At 42.0% G+C, this 16,235-nt stretch carries 18 protein-coding genes; 10 read left to right on the forward strand and 8 right to left on the reverse strand.

What is annotated here, in order from left to right; genetic code table 11:
* Positions 1-6: 6 nt before the first annotated feature.
* The 3 genes from ruvB to QLH32_RS16685 form a co-directional block, all read right to left on the reverse strand.
* Complete coding sequence (gene ruvB, locus QLH32_RS16675; protein ID WP_279959860.1) at positions 7-1,005, reverse strand: Holliday junction branch migration DNA helicase RuvB; 999 nt, start codon at positions 1,003-1,005, stop codon at positions 7-9.
* Between the two features lie 7 nt (positions 1,006-1,012).
* On the reverse strand, positions 1,013-1,621 hold the full coding sequence (gene ruvA, locus QLH32_RS16680) for a Holliday junction branch migration protein RuvA (RefSeq protein ID WP_283267158.1): 609 nt from the start codon (positions 1,619-1,621) through the stop codon (positions 1,013-1,015).
* A 146-nt stretch (positions 1,622-1,767) separates the two neighbouring features.
* Positions 1,768-3,108, reverse strand: a complete 1,341-nt coding sequence (locus QLH32_RS16685; RefSeq protein ID WP_283267159.1) for a deoxyguanosinetriphosphate triphosphohydrolase — start codon at positions 3,106-3,108, stop codon at positions 1,768-1,770.
* 375 nt (positions 3,109-3,483) lie between these two features.
* On the opposite strand from QLH32_RS16685, the gene purL reads away from it, so the two are divergent.
* The 4 genes from purL (at position 3,484) to QLH32_RS16705 (ending at position 9,857) form a co-directional block, all read left to right on the forward strand.
* Positions 3,484-7,314, forward strand: coding sequence for a phosphoribosylformylglycinamidine synthase (gene purL, locus QLH32_RS16690; RefSeq protein WP_283267160.1), 3,831 nt, complete (start codon positions 3,484-3,486; stop codon positions 7,312-7,314).
* A 203-nt stretch (positions 7,315-7,517) separates the two neighbouring features.
* Positions 7,518-7,991, forward strand: coding sequence for a CC0125/CC1285 family lipoprotein (locus QLH32_RS16695; protein ID WP_283267161.1), 474 nt, complete (start codon positions 7,518-7,520; stop codon positions 7,989-7,991).
* Between the two features lie 167 nt (positions 7,992-8,158).
* Positions 8,159-9,373, forward strand: a complete 1,215-nt coding sequence (locus QLH32_RS16700; RefSeq protein ID WP_283267163.1) for a multidrug effflux MFS transporter — start codon at positions 8,159-8,161, stop codon at positions 9,371-9,373.
* A gap of 70 nt (positions 9,374-9,443) precedes the next feature.
* Entirely contained in the window at positions 9,444-9,857 is a 414-nt protein-coding gene (locus QLH32_RS16705) for an NUDIX hydrolase (protein WP_283267165.1), read from the forward strand.
* 43 nt (positions 9,858-9,900) lie between these two features.
* Here QLH32_RS16705 and QLH32_RS16710 read toward each other — a convergent pair whose 3' ends face one another.
* Complete coding sequence (locus QLH32_RS16710) at positions 9,901-10,545, reverse strand: prolyl hydroxylase family protein (RefSeq protein WP_283267167.1); 645 nt, start codon at positions 10,543-10,545, stop codon at positions 9,901-9,903.
* A gap of 142 nt (positions 10,546-10,687) precedes the next feature.
* Between QLH32_RS16710 and QLH32_RS16715 the strand changes: the two genes are divergently transcribed.
* Together QLH32_RS16715 and QLH32_RS16720 are read left to right on the forward strand one after the other, a co-directional pair.
* Positions 10,688-10,819, forward strand: a complete 132-nt coding sequence (locus QLH32_RS16715; protein WP_283267168.1) for a KGW motif small protein — start codon at positions 10,688-10,690, stop codon at positions 10,817-10,819.
* A 62-nt stretch (positions 10,820-10,881) separates the two neighbouring features.
* Entirely contained in the window at positions 10,882-11,196 is a 315-nt protein-coding gene (locus QLH32_RS16720; RefSeq protein WP_283267170.1) for a YqfO family protein, read from the forward strand.
* Positions 11,197-11,198: 2 nt separating this feature from the next.
* Here the strand turns inward: QLH32_RS16720 and QLH32_RS16725 are convergent, their stop codons facing one another.
* Positions 11,199-11,960, reverse strand: coding sequence for a nitroreductase family protein (locus QLH32_RS16725; protein WP_279959869.1), 762 nt, complete (start codon positions 11,958-11,960; stop codon positions 11,199-11,201).
* A gap of 114 nt (positions 11,961-12,074) precedes the next feature.
* Positions 12,075-12,875 carry an enoyl-CoA hydratase-related protein gene (locus QLH32_RS16730; protein ID WP_267978935.1) on the reverse strand — a complete coding sequence of 267 codons (801 nt, stop codon included), beginning with the start codon at positions 12,873-12,875 and terminating at the stop codon, positions 12,075-12,077.
* Positions 12,876-12,982: 107 nt separating this feature from the next.
* Here QLH32_RS16730 and QLH32_RS16735 point away from each other — a divergent pair, with 107 nt between their 5' ends.
* A complete protein-coding gene (locus QLH32_RS16735) occupies positions 12,983-13,549 on the forward strand; it encodes a nicotinate-nicotinamide nucleotide adenylyltransferase (RefSeq protein ID WP_267980002.1) in 567 nt (188 codons plus the stop codon).
* A 1-nt stretch (position 13,550) separates the two neighbouring features.
* Here the strand turns inward: QLH32_RS16735 and QLH32_RS16740 are convergent, their stop codons facing one another.
* Positions 13,551-14,468: a LysR family transcriptional regulator gene (locus QLH32_RS16740; protein WP_283267172.1), complete on the reverse strand. Its 918-nt coding sequence runs from the start codon at positions 14,466-14,468 to the stop codon at positions 13,551-13,553.
* 97 nt (positions 14,469-14,565) lie between these two features.
* Here QLH32_RS16740 and gstA point away from each other — a divergent pair, with 97 nt between their 5' ends.
* From gstA to QLH32_RS16755, 3 genes are read left to right on the forward strand one after another with little or no spacing between them, the layout of a single operon-like run.
* Positions 14,566-15,168, forward strand: a complete 603-nt coding sequence (gene gstA, locus QLH32_RS16745; RefSeq protein WP_283267173.1) for a glutathione transferase GstA — start codon at positions 14,566-14,568, stop codon at positions 15,166-15,168.
* Positions 15,169-15,211: 43 nt separating this feature from the next.
* Positions 15,212-15,439 carry a tautomerase family protein gene (locus tag QLH32_RS16750; protein WP_267978938.1) on the forward strand — a complete coding sequence of 76 codons (228 nt, stop codon included), beginning with the start codon at positions 15,212-15,214 and terminating at the stop codon, positions 15,437-15,439.
* A gap of 5 nt (positions 15,440-15,444) precedes the next feature.
* Entirely contained in the window at positions 15,445-15,825 is a 381-nt protein-coding gene (locus tag QLH32_RS16755; protein ID WP_283267174.1) for a nuclear transport factor 2 family protein, read from the forward strand.
* A gap of 43 nt (positions 15,826-15,868) precedes the next feature.
* Here the strand turns inward: QLH32_RS16755 and QLH32_RS16760 are convergent, their stop codons facing one another.
* The gene (locus QLH32_RS16760) at positions 15,869-16,231 is read right to left on the reverse strand and encodes a glyoxalase superfamily protein (protein WP_267978940.1); all 363 of its coding nucleotides are present in this window, start codon (positions 16,229-16,231) and stop codon (positions 15,869-15,871) included.
* Between the last annotated feature and the right edge of the window lie 4 nt (positions 16,232-16,235).

Consider the following 16,235-nt stretch of genomic DNA (forward strand, 5'->3'; position numbering starts at 1 on the left):
TTAAACTTATGCTTCTGGCGGGGTTAATCCAAACTGTAAATACGCCATATTGGTGGCAATACGACCACGTGCAGTACGCATGACATAACCTTGCTGGATGAGATAAGGCTCAATCACATCTTCCAATGTGCCACTGTCCTCTGCCATCGCAGCAGCTAAAGCCTCTACACCAGCAGGCCCACCATCAAAACGCTCAAGCAACATGCTGAGATAACGGCGATCCAGCGTATCCAAACCTGCCTTATCCACATTCAGCATATCCAAGGCACGCTGGGCCATATCCTGAGTCACTTCACCTGTACCCTTGACTTGGGCATAGTCACGAACTCGACGTAACAGACGGTTGGCAATACGTGGTGTTCCTCGGGCACGGCGTGCAATTTCAGCAGAGCCTTCGTGTGTGATTGGTACATCCATCAAGTTTGCTGAACGTGTGACAATATGGGTTAAGTCCTCAACTGAATAGAACTCTAGACGTTGCACAATCCCGAAACGGTCACGTAAGGGTGAGGTGAGCAGGCCAGCACGGGTAGTGGCTGCAACCAGTGTAAATGGAGGCAAGTCCAGTTTAATTGAACGGGCAGCGGGGCCTTCGCCAATCATGATATCCAACTGATAATCTTCCATCGCTGGATAAAGAATTTCTTCAATCACTGGAGAAAGGCGGTGGATTTCATCAATAAAAAGAACATCCCCCTCTTCAAGATTGGTCAGCATTGCGGCCAAATCGCCTGCACGTTCCAACACAGGACCAGAGGTTGATTTTAAATTACCACCCATTTCCCGAGCGATAATGTTGGCAAGCGTGGTTTTACCTAAACCAGGTGGGCCAAAAATTAGAGTATGGTCAAGCGCTTCACCACGTCCACGTGCGGCACCAATGAAGATTTCCATTTGTTCACGGACGACAGGCTGTCCAATATAGTCTGCCAATGAAGTTGGACGAATTGCACGATCAAAATGATCTTCTGGTTTTTCTGTTCCGCTAATAAGACGATCTTGCATATAGGTATTACTTCATCATGGATTTAAGTGCCGCACGAATAATATCGGCAGATTCTGTATAGTCTGCCTTAACGGCTGCAACCGCTTTTTGTGCCTCAGCAGGTTTATAGCCGAGTGACTGCAATGCCGCTTCGGCTTCAGCAACAGGTGAGTTTGCCATAAACTGGATTTGAGCCGTGGTTGAGCTTGCATTGCTACTACTGGTTGACTGTGCTAAGGCCTTGAAACGGTCCCGTAATTCAATCATTAACCGTTCAGCCGTTTTTTTACCTACACCAGGAACCTTGATCAGGGTATTGATGTCATCGTGTTCAATGGTATGAATTAATAATTCAACACTTAAAGTGGATAATATCCCCAAAGCCACTTTAGGACCGACACCATTCACTTTCAGTAATGTGCGAAAAATGGTTTTTTCCTGCGCATCGTTAAAGCCATAGAGTTGCTGGGCATCTTCACGGACCACCAAGTGTGTCCATAATGTCACTTTCTGGCCCTTTTGTAATTGGCAAAATGTCGAAAGTGGTGTGTCGATTTCATAGCCAACGCCATTCACATTTAACAGTACTGTTGGGGCTTCCAAGGCAAACACTTCGCCAATTAAACATCCGATCATTGAGTTATTTTCACTTGTTTGTTAATGGTTGAATAGTAGAGGCCATTTGCTCTAAACGCAAAATGGCTTTTCATATTTATTTGTGATTTCGCGTGGATTTTATTCAAATCAATCAAAATAAAAATAGCCTGAGTAAATCTTATTTCTTAGAAGAACCCAACTTTATTGCCTTGTAACTCCTGTGCCAAACTATAGGCTTGATGGTCAGAAAACTTACTAATAATATCCAGAACTTGCATAATATTGTGGTAATGGTTGTTTTGGAAATGTGCGCCTGAATGTTGCAATATTGACATCAACCGTTGTTCCTTAAAGCTTAGGGTTTTATGTGGCATGGTTAAGGGCACAAAAGCATCTAAAATGGTCTGTAAACTTTGATGAGCAATGATTTCCAGACCTGATTTTTGTGGATGCTCAAAAATCCGATCTTTGGCAAGATTCTTGGCAGTTTGAATACCTGCCTCAATATCAGGTGAACAATATTGGAGTAAACTGCCCCGAAGCTGTCCTGTCAGGATTTCGTACTGATATTTGGCAAAAGCTGTGGTGACTTCATCGACCAGACGTTTCATCACACGGCCACGCAGGGCGGCGATTTTTTGTTGCCATGTGGTATGTGGTAAATGCAGCTCTTCTGGGTAGCCATAATCCGCAATCAGGTTCAGGAAAATAGGCTCAACTTCGGCATAATTCAGCATGTTGAGGATGATGCCATCTTCCAGATCGATCAGGGCATAACAAATATCATCGGCTGCTTCCAATAAATAAGTGAGAGGATGACGGCAATAATGATATTCGCCCAACTGAATCAGTCCGAGTTGCTCGGCAATCTGTTTTAAAATTTCTTTTTCAGATTGATAGCAACCAAACTTGGCCCGTTTATGAGAGGGAATGTCGCCTTGTTCCTCAATGGTTTTGGAGAGCCACGGATATTTTAAATAAGCACCGAGTGTTGCATAGGTTAGACGCATACCGCCATCATCAGGATGATAGTCAATACGGCTTAACAGACGAAGTCCTTGCGCATTACCCTCAAACTGGCGGACATCGGCTGCTTCTTCTGGCGTGAGTTTAGTTAAAAAGTCCCGATGGGAGGCATCATCAAACCATTCCCGAATCGCATATTCACCTGCATGGCCAAAAGGTGGATTGCCAATGTCATGGGCCAAACAGGCTGCCTGAATAATCGCACCGACATCCGCAGGGGAAATCCACATCGGTAGTTCATCTTTAATCTTCTCCGCAGCCAACATACCCAGCGAGCGACCAATACAGGAAACCTCAAGCGAATGAGTAAGGCGGGTATGGATACCATCATGTTGAGTGAGTGGGTGAACCTGTGTTTTTCTATTTAGTTGACGAAAGCTTTGGGAAAATATAATTCTGTCATAATCTTTGTGGAATGGGCTTCGGGCCAATTCTGTACTGCTTTTTTTACTGCCTAAACGAATTGCGGAAAGCAATTCCAACCAACGCATTTGTTCCATTGATTATTATTCACTATGAGTTCAGCTTCATCATGCCAAAAAAAAGATGAAAGCACTAGGGTAGGGCGACACAAGTTGTCTTTGATCATGAAGTGAATCAGAATTCTATATCTCATCTATATTGGTAATTAAAGTTGAACGGCGTAGAAAAAGAATCCCAGACTGGAAATGTGATGCACTCTACAAAGCAAATGAATTGTTACGAATATGGAAAAGCGATAAAGCGAGAAGCAATTAAACGACTTGGCATAGAAAACTCTGATTTTTAAGATGGATATGGCTAGCTGAAAGCAGGCTTTCACAGTAGAATATGCGCTCTCTCATAAGTCACATTGCGGTAGGTTCGTCAGACCTGCCCGTGGAGCCAAAGTCAGCATGTTTATCGTGGCCGGTGCAACAGCACATTCTTCTTTTAAGAAAACTCAACTCTTAAACCGTTTAGCGTCAATGAGTTCTGTTCAATCTTTTGACAGCCAGTGGGTTTATTTGTTTGATCAAGCGCTCAACGAGCAGCAACATCAATCGGCATTACAACTATTAAATGATGGTCAATCTTTCGAACTTCGCCAGGCTGCAAGTGATGAAATCCAGATTCTAGTGACACCACGTGTCGGCACAATCTCGCCGTGGTCATCGAAAGCAACCGATATTTTCCAGAACTGTAATACCCCAATTCACCGTTTGGAACGCGGTATCCTGTTTACACTGAAAGGTGTGACAGAAGTTTCTAATGAAGTGAAACTGGCTCTGCATGACCGTATGACAGAAACTGTTTTTGCTCAAATTGATGATGCAAAAGCTCTATTCTCAGAAACAGCACCGAAACCACTGAACTCAATTGATATTCTGGGGCAGGGTAAAGAAGCATTGGTTAAAGCCAACAATGAGTTTGGTTTTGCTTTATCTGAGCAGGAAATTGATTACTTAACTGAAGCATTTACCAAGCTGGGTCGTAATCCAAATGACATCGAATTGATGATGTTTGCACAGGCCAACTCTGAACACTGCCGTCATAAAATCTTTGGTTCTGAATGGACAATTGATGGTGAAAAACAACCATTGTCATTGTTCCAGATGATTAAAAATACTTATAAAGAATCGCCAACCGATGTATTGTCAGCATATAAAGATAACGCCTCTGTGATCGTGGGTTATGACACCATGCGCTTTTATCCAAAAGCGGATGAAAATGGTCACTTCGTTTATAAATATAAGAGTCAAGCCGCTCATATCTTAATGAAAGTGGAAACGCATAACCACCCAACCGCAATTTCTCCATTTGCGGGCGCTGCAACAGGTTCAGGCGGTGAAATCCGTGATGAAGGTGCAACAGGTCGTGGTGGTAAACCGAAAGCTGGTTTAACTGGCTTTACCGTTTCAAACTTGAATATTCCAGGTTTTGAACAACCGTGGGAAGAAAACTACGGTAAACCAAGCCGTATGGCATCACCACTTCAAATTATGATTGAAGGCCCTTTAGGTGGTGCGGCGTTTAACAACGAATTTGGCCGCCCTGCATTGAATGGTTATTTCCGTACTTTTGAACAGAATGTCAATGGTGAAGTGAAAGGCTTCCATAAGCCAATCATGATTGCTGGTGGTTACGGTAACATCCGTCCTGACCATGTAGAGAAAGATGCAATCCAGCCAGGTGATTTACTCATTGTGTTGGGTGGCCCAGCCATGCTCATTGGTTTGGGTGGTGGCGCAGCGTCTTCTGTGGACAGCGGTACCATGGGTGAGAGCTTAGACTTTGCTTCTGTTCAACGTGAAAACCCAGAAATGGAACGCCGTTGTCAGGAAGTCATCGATACCTGCTGGCGCTTAGAAGATTTTAACCCAATCGTGTCTGTACATGATGTGGGTGCAGGTGGTGTATCTAATGCGATGCCAGAACTTGTGAATGATCACGAGTTGGGTGCAGTGCTTAACCTACGTAAAATTCCATCATTAGAGCCAGGTATGAGCCCGATGGAAATCTGGTCAAATGAAGCGCAAGAACGTTATGTACTTGCCATTCGTCCAGAGTCTTTAGAACAGTTTGAAGAAATTTGTGCACGTGAGCGTTGCCCGTTTGCGGTATTGGGTGAGGCGACTGAAGCGCGTCACTTAACGGTTGAAGATCCGTTGTTTGAGAACAAGCCTGTTGATATCCCAATGCAGGTGATCTTAGGTGGTACACCGCGTATGCAACGTTCATATGAAACGATTGAGCGTACGGGTAACGACTTTGATGCTACGAAAGTTGATTTAAAAGATGCGATTTTCCGTGTATTGAAAAATCCAACAGTGGCATCTAAATCGTTCTTGATCACCATTGGTGACCGTTCGATTACGGGTATGGTTGCACGTGACCAGATGGTGGGGCGCTGGCAGGTGCCTGTTGCTGATGCAGCAGTAACAACGACAAGTTTGCAAGGTTTCACTGGTGAAGCAATGGCAATGGGTGAACGTCCACCTGTGGCGTTGTTGAATCCTGCTGCATCTGCGCGTTTAGCGGTTGCAGAAGCGATTACCAACATTGCTTGTGCCAACATCGAACAAATCAGCGATATCAAGCTTTCTGCAAACTGGATGGCAGCGGCAGGTCAAAAAGGTGAAGACCAGGCCTTGTTTGAAGGTGTGAAAGCGATTGGTATGGAAATGTGTCCTGCATTAGGCATCGCAATTCCAGTCGGTAAAGATTCACTTTCAATGCGTACCACGTGGAATGATGGTGAAGACAAAGCGGTGACTTCTCCAATGACAGGTGTGATTACTGCATTTGCTCCTGTATTAGATGTTCGCAAAACATTAACACCTGAATTGAAAAATCTTGAAGACTCTGTACTCGTTCGTATTGATTTGTCTAAAGGCCAGTTCCGTTTAGGTGGTTCAATCCTTGCGCAAGTATATAAAGCCATTGGTTCAGTGACACCTGATGTTGATAGTTTTGATGACTTCAAAGCATTCTTTGCTTTGATTCAAGATTGGAACAATCGTGGTGTGATTAAGGCTTACCATGATATCGGTGATGGCGGTTTATTGGCGACTGTTGCCGAGATGATGTTTGCTTCACGCTTAGGTGTGGCTTTAGAAAATCAAACGACTGAAAGCTTATTTGCAGAAGAAATTGGTGCTGTATTACAAATCACAGCAGCCGATTGGGCGCAATTAGAATCAGAAGTTGCAGCCTCTAGTCTGAAAGATGCCATTGCAGTGGTTGGTCGTGTAAATAGCACGGATCAATTGGCGGTTAATGGTTTAACTTTAGAACGTGCTGAATTACAACAAGCTTGGGCAGAAGTTTCACATCAAATCCAGCGTTTACGTGACAACGTTGAAACTGCTGATCAAGAGTTTGCTTTAATTGCAGACCAAAACCACAAAGGTTTAATTGCACAAGCAACGTATGATTTAAATGAGCCAGTTGAAGCACCGTTTATCAATACACGTCGTCCAAACATGGCCATCTTGCGTGAGCAGGGTGTTAACGGTCATGTTGAAATGGCAGCTGCGTTTGACAAAGTTGGTTTTAACACCATCGACGTACACATGAGTGACCTACTTGCTGGTCGTGTTAGCTTAAGCGACTTCGAGGGTTTAGTGGCATGTGGTGGCTTCTCATACGGTGACGTGATGGGTGCTGGTGGTGGCTGGGCGAAATCAGTATTGTTCAATGCCAAGTTACGTGACCAGTTCGAACAGTTCTTCCATCGTGAAAATACATTCAGCTTAGGCGTATGTAATGGCTGTCAAATGATGTCGCAACTTGCACCATTGATTCCAGGTGCAGAGCATTGGGGCCGTTTCCACCGTAACATTTCAGAAGTATTCGAAGCGCGTGCAGTCAACGTTCGTGTAGAAAAATCTGTTTCGGTATTGCTCGAAGATATGCAAGGTTCGATTCTGCCAATCGCGGTTGCCCATGGCGAAGGTCGTCTGGTTGCAACTGAACAGCAAATTGCTGCTTTAAATGCCGAGAACCAAGTGATCTTGCGTTATGTGGATAGTTTGGGTCATCCAACTCAACACTATCCATTGAACCCGAACGGTTCACCTGAGGCGATTACAGGCTTAACCTCTAAAGATGGTCGTGCAACAGTGATGATGCCGCATCCAGAGCGTAACTTCCGTGCCTTACAGCACTCTTGGAAGCCAGAAGACTGGGCGGAAGATGGTGCTTGGTTACGTATGTTCCGTAATGCACGTAAATTTATTGGTTAATTAAGCAACCAATTGTTGAAAATGCCACTTATTTAGTGGCATTTTTTTTCATAACAGACTGATTTTATAAATAGAATATAATTTACTATTCAATTAAAAATAAATATTTGATAAACATTGATTTATTGGTAATTAAAAACTTTGTCTACTATACTTTGGTCTAAGATGTGCTATTCTTTTTCATTGTATGGGGGAGAAAAATTATGAAAAAATTACTGATACTTACAATGTTGCTAACAGGATGTGCAAGCTCTTATCAACCGCATACTGCTTTTAATAAGAGTGGCTTTAACGAAACAGAACTGACACAAAATCATTTTAAAATCACATTTCAGGGCAATGAAAAAACTTCCGCAGAGCGAGCAAGTGACTTGGCTTTGTTACGTGCTTCTGAGTTGATGATTGCCAAAGGTTGCAGCAATTTTAAAGTATTGAGTGCTGCCAATGAAAATATCGGCAGTTTAGTGCTACCACAAACTCATAAGATCAATGCCTATTCAAGCACAATAGAAAACCGCATTCATGCTGATGCGAATGAATTTTCCAAAGTCTATGCACCTAAATCGACAGTTGAAGTTGGCTGTGCAACAGAAAATGTAGGTGATGAAAGTAAAGTCTATGCTTCAGCCCCCATCAATGAATCAATCAGGCATAAATATGGAATTGGCATAAAATAGGCAGTTTTAGAATTCTAGGCATATTGCTATAAGATTTAGTGGCTTTCGAAAGGCTAAAGTAGAAATAATGCATGATTTTAGAATCTTTCTCATATAAATTAAGCAGATTAGCCACCGTAAGGTGGCTTTATATTGGCTAAAAGATTGATCAATCGTAGAGAACAATAATGAAATCAAAAATCCATTTCCATGAATTTGCCCTGTTAATGGCATTGTTGATGTCGATTGTGTCTTTTTCCATAGATGCGGTCTTGCCCGCGCTAGGTGAAATTGGAAAGGTTTTTACACTGCAAAGTGGCAATCAGGCGCAGTGGGTGATTATTGGTATCTTTTCAGGAATGACGATAGGCCAATTGATTGCAGGGCCGTTATCCGATGCAATTGGACGTAAACGTATTTTATTCACGGGAATCGTCATTTACTTTTTGGGAAGCTTATTGTGCTTCTCCACACAAAGTTTTGAATGGTTTTTGGCTGGACGCTTTATTCAGGGAATTGGGGTTTCAGGGCCGTATGTCGCTTCCATTTCCATCGTGCGGGATAAATACAGCGGCGCACAAATGGCACGTATCATGTCCCTGATTATGATGGTGTTTATGGTTGCACCTGCAATTGCACCAAGTTTGGGGCAGTTGATTATCCATTTCTTTGGCTGGCGCGATATTTTTGTTTTGTATATGGTTTATGCCACGGTTGTAGGCGCATGGGTGGCTTTACGCTTGGAAGAAACCCTTGTTCCTGAAAATCGCCTACCTATGCGTTTAGAGGCGTTCCAGCATGGCTTTAAGGAAGTGATCAGTAATAAAACCACCATGAGCTATCTGTTATGTGCTGGCTTCTGTTTTGGTGGGTTTATTGGTTATCTGGGGACTTCACAGCAAATCTTTATGCAGCAATTCGGTAAAACAGGACAGGAGTTTAGTGCCTACTTTGCTTTATTAGCAGGTGTGATGGGGATTGCATCTTTTACCAATTCTCGAATTGTCATGAAGTTTGGCATGCGCCCCATCTGTATTTATGGCTTTCTTGGCCTATGTTTAATTTCATTGGTATTTCTGATTATTCAGCTAGTAGGTGTACCAGTTTCGTTCTGGATGTTTATGCTATATGCCTGCATCTTGTTTTTATTGTTTGGAACACTGTTTGGAAATCTTAATGCGATCGCAATGGAACCAATGGGGCATGTTGCTGGTATGGCATCTGCGATTATTGGGGCCGCATCTTCGGTGCTCTCCCTGATTCTGGCCTCTATTATCGGGCAGCTTTATAACGGAACACTCATTCCAATGACCTGCGGTTTCGTGGTTTTATGTGGTTTGGCCTTTGCCATGACCTTATATGAGAAAAGACATTTAAAGGTTTCAGAAAGTGTAGGTGCTTAAATGTGGGAAAGTAGAGAGTAGTTAGCTTTTTTAGCTCCTAAATATTAAAGCATCTGATAGATAAGAAATCATGAAAAAAGCTGTTCCAGTTGTGGTAAGAAATCATGGGCAAGGCTTGGAAATATTGGCCTTTCGCCATCCATTGGCTGGAACTCAATTGGTCAAGGGAACAATAGAACAGGATGAGCAATATGAACATGCCGCTATCCGCGAATTATTTGAAGAATCTGGATTAGTGGCTAAACTAAAACCAAAATTCATGGGAAATCTTTCGCTTCAATTTAACCAGCAGGATTGGTATTTCTATCTATGTGACATTAGCCATGTGCTTCCTGAGACCTGGGTTTATCATTGTCAGGATGATGGTGGTCTGGCATTTGAATTCTTTTGGTATCCATTAAACCAAAAACCGAATGCAGATTGGCACGAGACTTTTCAGGAAGCATTAGCTTTTATAAGAAAGTATTTTGATCTGGAAAAGTAAAAGCCATCATAAAATGGCTTTTACCTGTATAAGTTTATGGGATTTAGCAATCCTGAGATTTTAGGATCATTGGATGCTTATACATCACATCGGTACGCAGCACATATTTCTGACCTGAAAGCACAGGTGCTCCCTCATGCAACTGTTGATGCTCAAAGACTAGAATCTGTCCAAGTTTTGGTTGGATATTGGCGATTTGCGTTTCTTTACACGGTTTCAGCATGCCACTGTCACGGTAAAAAATGGTTTCTCCACCTGTAAAATCTTCACTCAGATAGATCAATAAAGTAAGTTGGCTACTGTGCCAATCGTTCACTTCATAAATACCATCATAGTGTGGTCTAAACGTTTCGCCATTTTCATAACGATAAAAACGAAAACGTTCATTTAAGCCACTTAATGTCCAGCCATTGAATTGTTCAGGCAGGAAATGTTTAAGTCTGGAAAATAGGGTTTTGGCAAGCTGAATATCATCATAAATCACCCGTTTGTTATTTCTGACATTGGTGAGCACTTGACGAGCTGAGTTTACAAATATATCTGCTGTTTCATAATGATATTTATTGCTGAGCGCGATAAAAGCACCACATTCTTCACTTGAGAACACTTTGTCTACGGTAAAAATCAAAGGTGAGTCTTGATATGTTTGCAGATTTTCTTGTTGTAGTGGGGGTGTTTGTTTGGACATTATCCCATTTTGTAACCTATTGATTTAAGGTTTGGAGTGGCTATTTTAGCATCATTATTTTTTAAATGTTTTACATGGTTCAAATTTTGCTTTTCTTATTGTAGTGATCAGAACTTAGATATTTTAGGTCTTGGAGAGCAGAATGATGAAACATGAAAATCATATCAGAACAATATACACAAAAGATAAGGGTTGGTTTTGGTTTGGATTAACGGTGGTAATCCAGATTTTATGTATTGTGGTGAGCTATCTTGTAATCAATATTTCACTTTGATTATTGGTGTTTTTTAACGCTATGATTCAATGACTGGTCATCCTATTTGAGTCATTCTATCCATGCTAAAACTTATTTATTACGTTCCTGAGTCACATCTGGAGTCGACCAAGCTCGCTATTTTTGAAGTAGGGGCTGGTGGTATCGGTAATTATGAACACTGTGCATGGCAGGTGAAAGGCGTAGGGCAGTTTAAGCCAGTTAAAGGTGCAAATCCTTTTTTAGGTCAATTGGATGAACTGGAACAACTTGAGGAATGGAGAGTAGAAACCATTGTTCCAGAAGAAAAGGCAAGTGCTGTTGCAAAAGCATTAAAGGCAAACCATCCTTACGAAGAGCCTGCCTTTGAGTTTATCCAGATTTTGGATATTCAATAAGGTTAAACTTTTTGAATAAAGAGGTCACGGTCAAAACGATATTGAGGAAAGAACACGCCATCTTTGGCGCGCTCACCTGCACCAATCACCATGACAGGATATTGCTCATCATTCAGTTTCAGAATTTTACGAACCAGTGGTTCATCAAAACCCTCCATCATACAACTATCAAAACCATAGGCGCGTAAAGCCAAGACCAAGTTTTCACAGGCCAGGGCAGTGGTTTTGGTTGCCCATAATTTTGCATCGGCAGGATTAAATGCAGTCACAGGAAGTTGTTTATCCAGTGTACGCACTACCTTAAATGCAACTTTCTTAAAGTTGCCCAATGCATTGAAGTAACCTGTTTTATAGTTGTATGGAATAAAACGGTAATACTTCTGAACGGCAGGTGGTGCTTCGGGAAAAGGGAACTCACTAATGTTACGCTTTGCCATTTCATCAAGACGGTCTGTACGGGCAACACATACAATCAGTTCAGAGGCGGTTTTTGCAGCCAGTTGGTTTAGACAGGCTTTGACCAATTGTTTTTTCTTACCTGAATTTTGCACCACATAAAAAGTCCACGGTTGTAAGTTGGACGAGTTGGGTGCAAGCAGCGCCAAATCCAGACAGGCATCTAAAACTTCGCTAGGAATCGGCTTGTCGGTAAATTTACGCACTGAACGGCGGCTTTCAATCACCTTGCGGAAATTGTCAACATCAATATCTTGTGGCGCGGCTTCATAATAACGTTTCTTTTCGGTTTGTGTTTGTTCTGACATGAGGAAAATATCATCCTAAAGTTACTTTATATTCATATTGGGACGTTCAATAAAAAAACCACCTCGATTTTGCAATTGAAGTGGTTTTGTTTTCATTAATGAGTTATTACCTCATTAATTGAACTGAGAAAAATCAGGTTTACGCTTTTGCATAAAGGCCTGTACCGCTTCCATCATTTCAGGTGAGCGGACACGTTGCATAAAGATTTCAGCTTCATCATCCACACAGGCGATGATTTCAGCTAGGTCTTTTTTCATGAGTGCCTTGCTTTGTTTCAGTGAAGCCAATGGCAGGGCAGCAAGATGTTGTGCTGTTTGTTGCGCCGTTGCATAAACATCTTCAACCACATCATTCACCAGATTTGCTTTTACTGCTGTTGCGGCATCAAACTTCTTCGCCGTGAATAACAGTTCGGCTGCTTTTTGATAGCCTGCCTGTTTCACCAATAAACGGCTTGCGGCACCTTCTGGAGAAAGGCCAAGACTCACAAATGGAATCTGGAACAGGGCTGTATTGTCAGCAAATACCATATCGGCATGTAACAAGATCGTTACACCAATACCAATCGCAACACCTTTCACTGCAATAATCAGTGGCTTGGAAAAACGAGCCGCAGCTTTTAATAATACAAATGGTGGTTGATCACCCGCTTTGCCTTCATATGGCTTTTGCATAAAGCCCATGAAGTCTTTCATATCATTACCCGCTGTAAAGTCCTGTTCTGCACCACGGAAAATCACCACGCGAACATCCTTGTTGGTATCCGCTTCATCTAAAGCTTTTGCGATCCACAGGTAAAGTTCACCATAAAGTGCATTTTTTGCTTCTGAACGGTTAATGGCTAAGGTGAGTACGCCATCTTCTAAATTTGCTTGCAAATGTTGATGAGGTTGTTGAATACAGCTAAGTGTCATCGTACTATCCTTGCTTTAATCCAGATTGATTTTTAAGTGTCCTCATTATGTCGCATATTTGCCTGAATGGTGCAACTGATGAGTTCACAAAAAGTGAAATGACGCCTATGTACACATTTGACTATCTTGTTTTTATTGGACGCTTTCAGCCATTTCATCTGGCTCATATGCAAACCATTGAAATTGCGTTACAGCAAAGTCAGCATGTGATCTTGGCTTTGGGGTCGGCACAATTGGAACGGAATATCAAGAATCCATTTTTGGCGACTGAACGTGAGCAGATGATTCTCTCCAATTTTTCAGAGCAAGACCAAAAACGGATTCACTTTGTGCATGTGATTGATGTTTATAATGATGAAAAATGGGTGAAGCAGGTTAAAGGGCTTGTTAACCAGATCATCCAGCCAAATGCGAAAGTTGGCCTGATTGGTCACTTTAAGGATGAGTCCTCCTATTACTTGGCCTTGTTTCCTGAGTGGGAAATGGTGGAATTGGACAGCCTGAAAGATGCGATTTCGGCAACACCAATGCGAGAAGCCTATTATCGCGGTGAGATACATACGGAATTTTTTCCAGAGGGGACAGTCCAGTTCCTTACGCAATTTCAGAAATCTCCAATCTACACTGAATTACAGAAAAAATATCTGGCCGATGACCGCAGTAATATTCAGTAAATCAGTTGGATGTTTTTAACTCATTGATGAGGAAATCAATAAAAACACGGATATGAAAAGATTCGTGTTTTTTAGATGGATAAATCAAAGAAAAAGGGCGTGATGCTCCAGAAAAGTCTTTTAGGACTTCAACAAGTTCATTATTTTCGAGTTCTGTTTCCACAATAAAGCGATAGGTCTGTAATAAACCTGCACCATGTTTGGCTAAGGTGACGGTTCCTAAAATATCATCCAGACAACGTAGTTTTGCGGTGGTGACATATTCAACAATTTGGCGATTTACATTAAACAGCCAGGGTACATTTTTTCCTGTGCTGGGGAGTACAAACTGGATACATTGGTGCTGTTGTAAGTCCTCAAGGTTTTGCGGTGTGCCAAAGTCTCTTAAATATTGCGGTGATGCAACCACAATCAGTTCCGCCTGTTCGAGTTGGCGTGCAATCAGGCTTGAATCGGCAAACTGTCGTCCACGAATCGCCAGATCATAACCCTCCGCTATAAAGTCCACATTTTTATTGGTGAGCTGTATATCAATCTCGATCTTTGGATATTGCTGCGAGAACTTTGCCAGTAAAGGCAATATTCGATAATGCCCATAAGGTGTGGGAACGCTGATTCTGATGAGACCAGTAGGTTGCTGGTTCTGGTTTTTTAATTGCTGCTCCGCTTCAAGAATCTGGTTCAATGCCTGTTTGCATTCATCGAAATACATTTTGCCTTGCTGGGTTAAACGGACCTGACGAGTGGTTCTGATAAAAAGGGGAATGGTCAAATGCTTTTCCAGACGGGCAATGGAACGGCTCACAGCTGCTGGGCTGACACCCGCATGCAGTGCCGCTTTGGAAAAACTTTGATATTCAGCAACCAGACAAAACAGTTCTACACTGCTAAACATCATGCGTTTGAGTTGTTGAGTCATTGATTACACCATGTAAAAAATGATTTGAGTTATATGCTATTTAAGCACATAAATGTAAATAATAAGATGGCTGCATACCTTGTGATGGAGCGATTATATGAAACTATTTTATTCACCAGATGCCTGTTCTTTAGCCCCCCATATTGTTTTAAGAGAACTTGGAATTTCCTTTGAGTTGATCAAGGTGGATTTACAGCAGCATCTGACTGCGTTGGGCGAGGATTTTTATCAATTTAATCCAAAAGCACAGGTGCCTTTGTTGCAGCTTGGTGATGGTTCATTTTTAACTGAGGGTGCTGTCATCAGCCAGTTTCTGGTTGATCAGGCTGGTCGAAGAGATTTGTTGGCTGAAATCAATATACCGCAACGTTATCAAGTGCTGGCATGGATGAACTTTATTGCTTCAGAAATTCATAAGGCATATTCGCCATTTTTCCATGAATCGTATGGTGAGCAGAGCAAAGCTGTATTTAGCGAAATCTTAAATAAGCACTATGAATGGGTCGATCAGCAATTGGCTGGGCAAGACTATTTAACTGGAAATGATTTCACCATTGCGGATATTTACCTGTTTGTCGTAACGCGATGGGCTGGTTTTATTGGCTTGGAGCTGGAACATTTTATTCATTTGACTAGATTTATGCAGCAAGTTGCCAACCGACACACTGTACAAGAAGCGCTTGCAGCCGAAGCTGCTTAGAAATATCTATCTTAATAAAATAATACCAGAGGAGAAGAAAATCATGCCTTATATCCTGATTCAAGTGACGAAAGAGAATGTTTCAGTACAGCAAAAGCAGCAACTGATTAAAGAGGCGACAGAGCTTGTGGTTCGGGTCCTGGACAAAGATCCTGCAACCACATTTGTGGTGATTGATGAAGTGGATACAGATAATTGGGGCGTAGCGGGCGAATCGGTATCCCTGCTAAGACAGAAACAGAGCATAAAAGTAGGCGATGGAATTGGGTGACAAAGATGGTTAAAGACACAATTTTAGATATCCATTCGCAACTCCAGAAATATTTTGATGGTTTATATTTTTGTGATGTGAATCAACTACGAGACGTGTTTCATCCTGATGCAGTTTATATCAATGCAAACGATGATCCTCTCCTGAAAATGGATATGGAATCATATTTTGCAATTGTGGAAAAACGTGTTTCACCCGCATCTAAAAATGAGTTAAGACAGGATACAATTGTCTCAATTAACCTGATTCATAATCAATTGGCAATAGTGCATGTTGAGTGCGCTATCCAACCGAAATACTTTTATGATGCGTTAACCCTCACATATGAACAACAGCAATGGAAAATTATCACCAAAGTTTTTCATTATGAAACTCTGTCATCTTGAATCTTTTCAAGGCTAAAAAGGAAGTTGTTTGGGTTTATGTGACTTAAGCATCTTCCCAAAAGGTGATTCGGTTTGAAAATGGATCGGTGATGCTCAGTTCCAGAGTTTCCCAGTCTGTTTTTTCAATTTGAGGCTTGGCAAACTTATAATCACTTTTAGTCAGTTCAGCATGCAGAGAGGCGAGGTCTTCCCAATAAATACGGATGGCACTATGCGGACTGGCATCACCAAAGTGCTCTGAAAGGTGAATGATACAGTCGCCTTTGGAAACCTGTAGGTATAAAGGAAAGTTGTCTCCAAACCTGTGCTGCCAGTCGATCTGGAAACCTAGATATTCCAGATAGAAACTGTTGGCCAACTCAAGATCGAATATCCGAAATATGGGGGTAATTGTACCAGACTGCATCATG

The sequence above is a fragment of the Acinetobacter corruptisaponis genome (assembly GCF_030053775.1).
Taxonomy (GTDB): domain Bacteria; phylum Pseudomonadota; class Gammaproteobacteria; order Pseudomonadales; family Moraxellaceae; genus Acinetobacter; species Acinetobacter corruptisaponis.

Bases quoted from the DNA above. Each gene is read 5' to 3' on its own strand.
- ruvB (WP_279959860.1), bottom strand. From the start codon at position 1,005: ATGCAAGATCGTCTTATTAGCGGAACAGAAAAACCAGAAGATCATTTT.
- ruvA (WP_283267158.1), bottom strand. From the start codon at position 1,621: ATGATCGGATGTTTAATTGGCGAAGTGTTTGCCTTGGAAGCCCCAACA.
- QLH32_RS16685 (WP_283267159.1), bottom strand. From the start codon at position 3,108: ATGGAACAAATGCGTTGGTTGGAATTGCTTTCCGCAATTCGTTTAGGC.
- purL (WP_283267160.1), top strand. From the start codon at position 3,484: ATGTTTATCGTGGCCGGTGCAACAGCACATTCTTCTTTTAAGAAAACT.
- QLH32_RS16695 (WP_283267161.1), top strand. From the start codon at position 7,518: ATGAAAAAATTACTGATACTTACAATGTTGCTAACAGGATGTGCAAGC.
- QLH32_RS16700 (WP_283267163.1), top strand. From the start codon at position 8,159: ATGAAATCAAAAATCCATTTCCATGAATTTGCCCTGTTAATGGCATTG.
- QLH32_RS16705 (WP_283267165.1), top strand. From the start codon at position 9,444: ATGAAAAAAGCTGTTCCAGTTGTGGTAAGAAATCATGGGCAAGGCTTG.
- QLH32_RS16710 (WP_283267167.1), bottom strand. From the start codon at position 10,545: ATGTCCAAACAAACACCCCCACTACAACAAGAAAATCTGCAAACATAT.
- QLH32_RS16715 (WP_283267168.1), top strand. From the start codon at position 10,688: ATGATGAAACATGAAAATCATATCAGAACAATATACACAAAAGATAAG.
- QLH32_RS16720 (WP_283267170.1), top strand. From the start codon at position 10,882: ATGCTAAAACTTATTTATTACGTTCCTGAGTCACATCTGGAGTCGACC.
- QLH32_RS16725 (WP_279959869.1), bottom strand. From the start codon at position 11,960: ATGTCAGAACAAACACAAACCGAAAAGAAACGTTATTATGAAGCCGCG.
- QLH32_RS16730 (WP_267978935.1), bottom strand. From the start codon at position 12,875: ATGACACTTAGCTGTATTCAACAACCTCATCAACATTTGCAAGCAAAT.
- QLH32_RS16735 (WP_267980002.1), top strand. From the start codon at position 12,983: ATGTACACATTTGACTATCTTGTTTTTATTGGACGCTTTCAGCCATTT.
- QLH32_RS16740 (WP_283267172.1), bottom strand. From the start codon at position 14,468: ATGACTCAACAACTCAAACGCATGATGTTTAGCAGTGTAGAACTGTTT.
- gstA (WP_283267173.1), top strand. From the start codon at position 14,566: ATGAAACTATTTTATTCACCAGATGCCTGTTCTTTAGCCCCCCATATT.
- QLH32_RS16750 (WP_267978938.1), top strand. From the start codon at position 15,212: ATGCCTTATATCCTGATTCAAGTGACGAAAGAGAATGTTTCAGTACAG.
- QLH32_RS16755 (WP_283267174.1), top strand. From the start codon at position 15,445: ATGGTTAAAGACACAATTTTAGATATCCATTCGCAACTCCAGAAATAT.
- QLH32_RS16760 (WP_267978940.1), bottom strand. From the start codon at position 16,231: ATGCAGTCTGGTACAATTACCCCCATATTTCGGATATTCGATCTTGAG.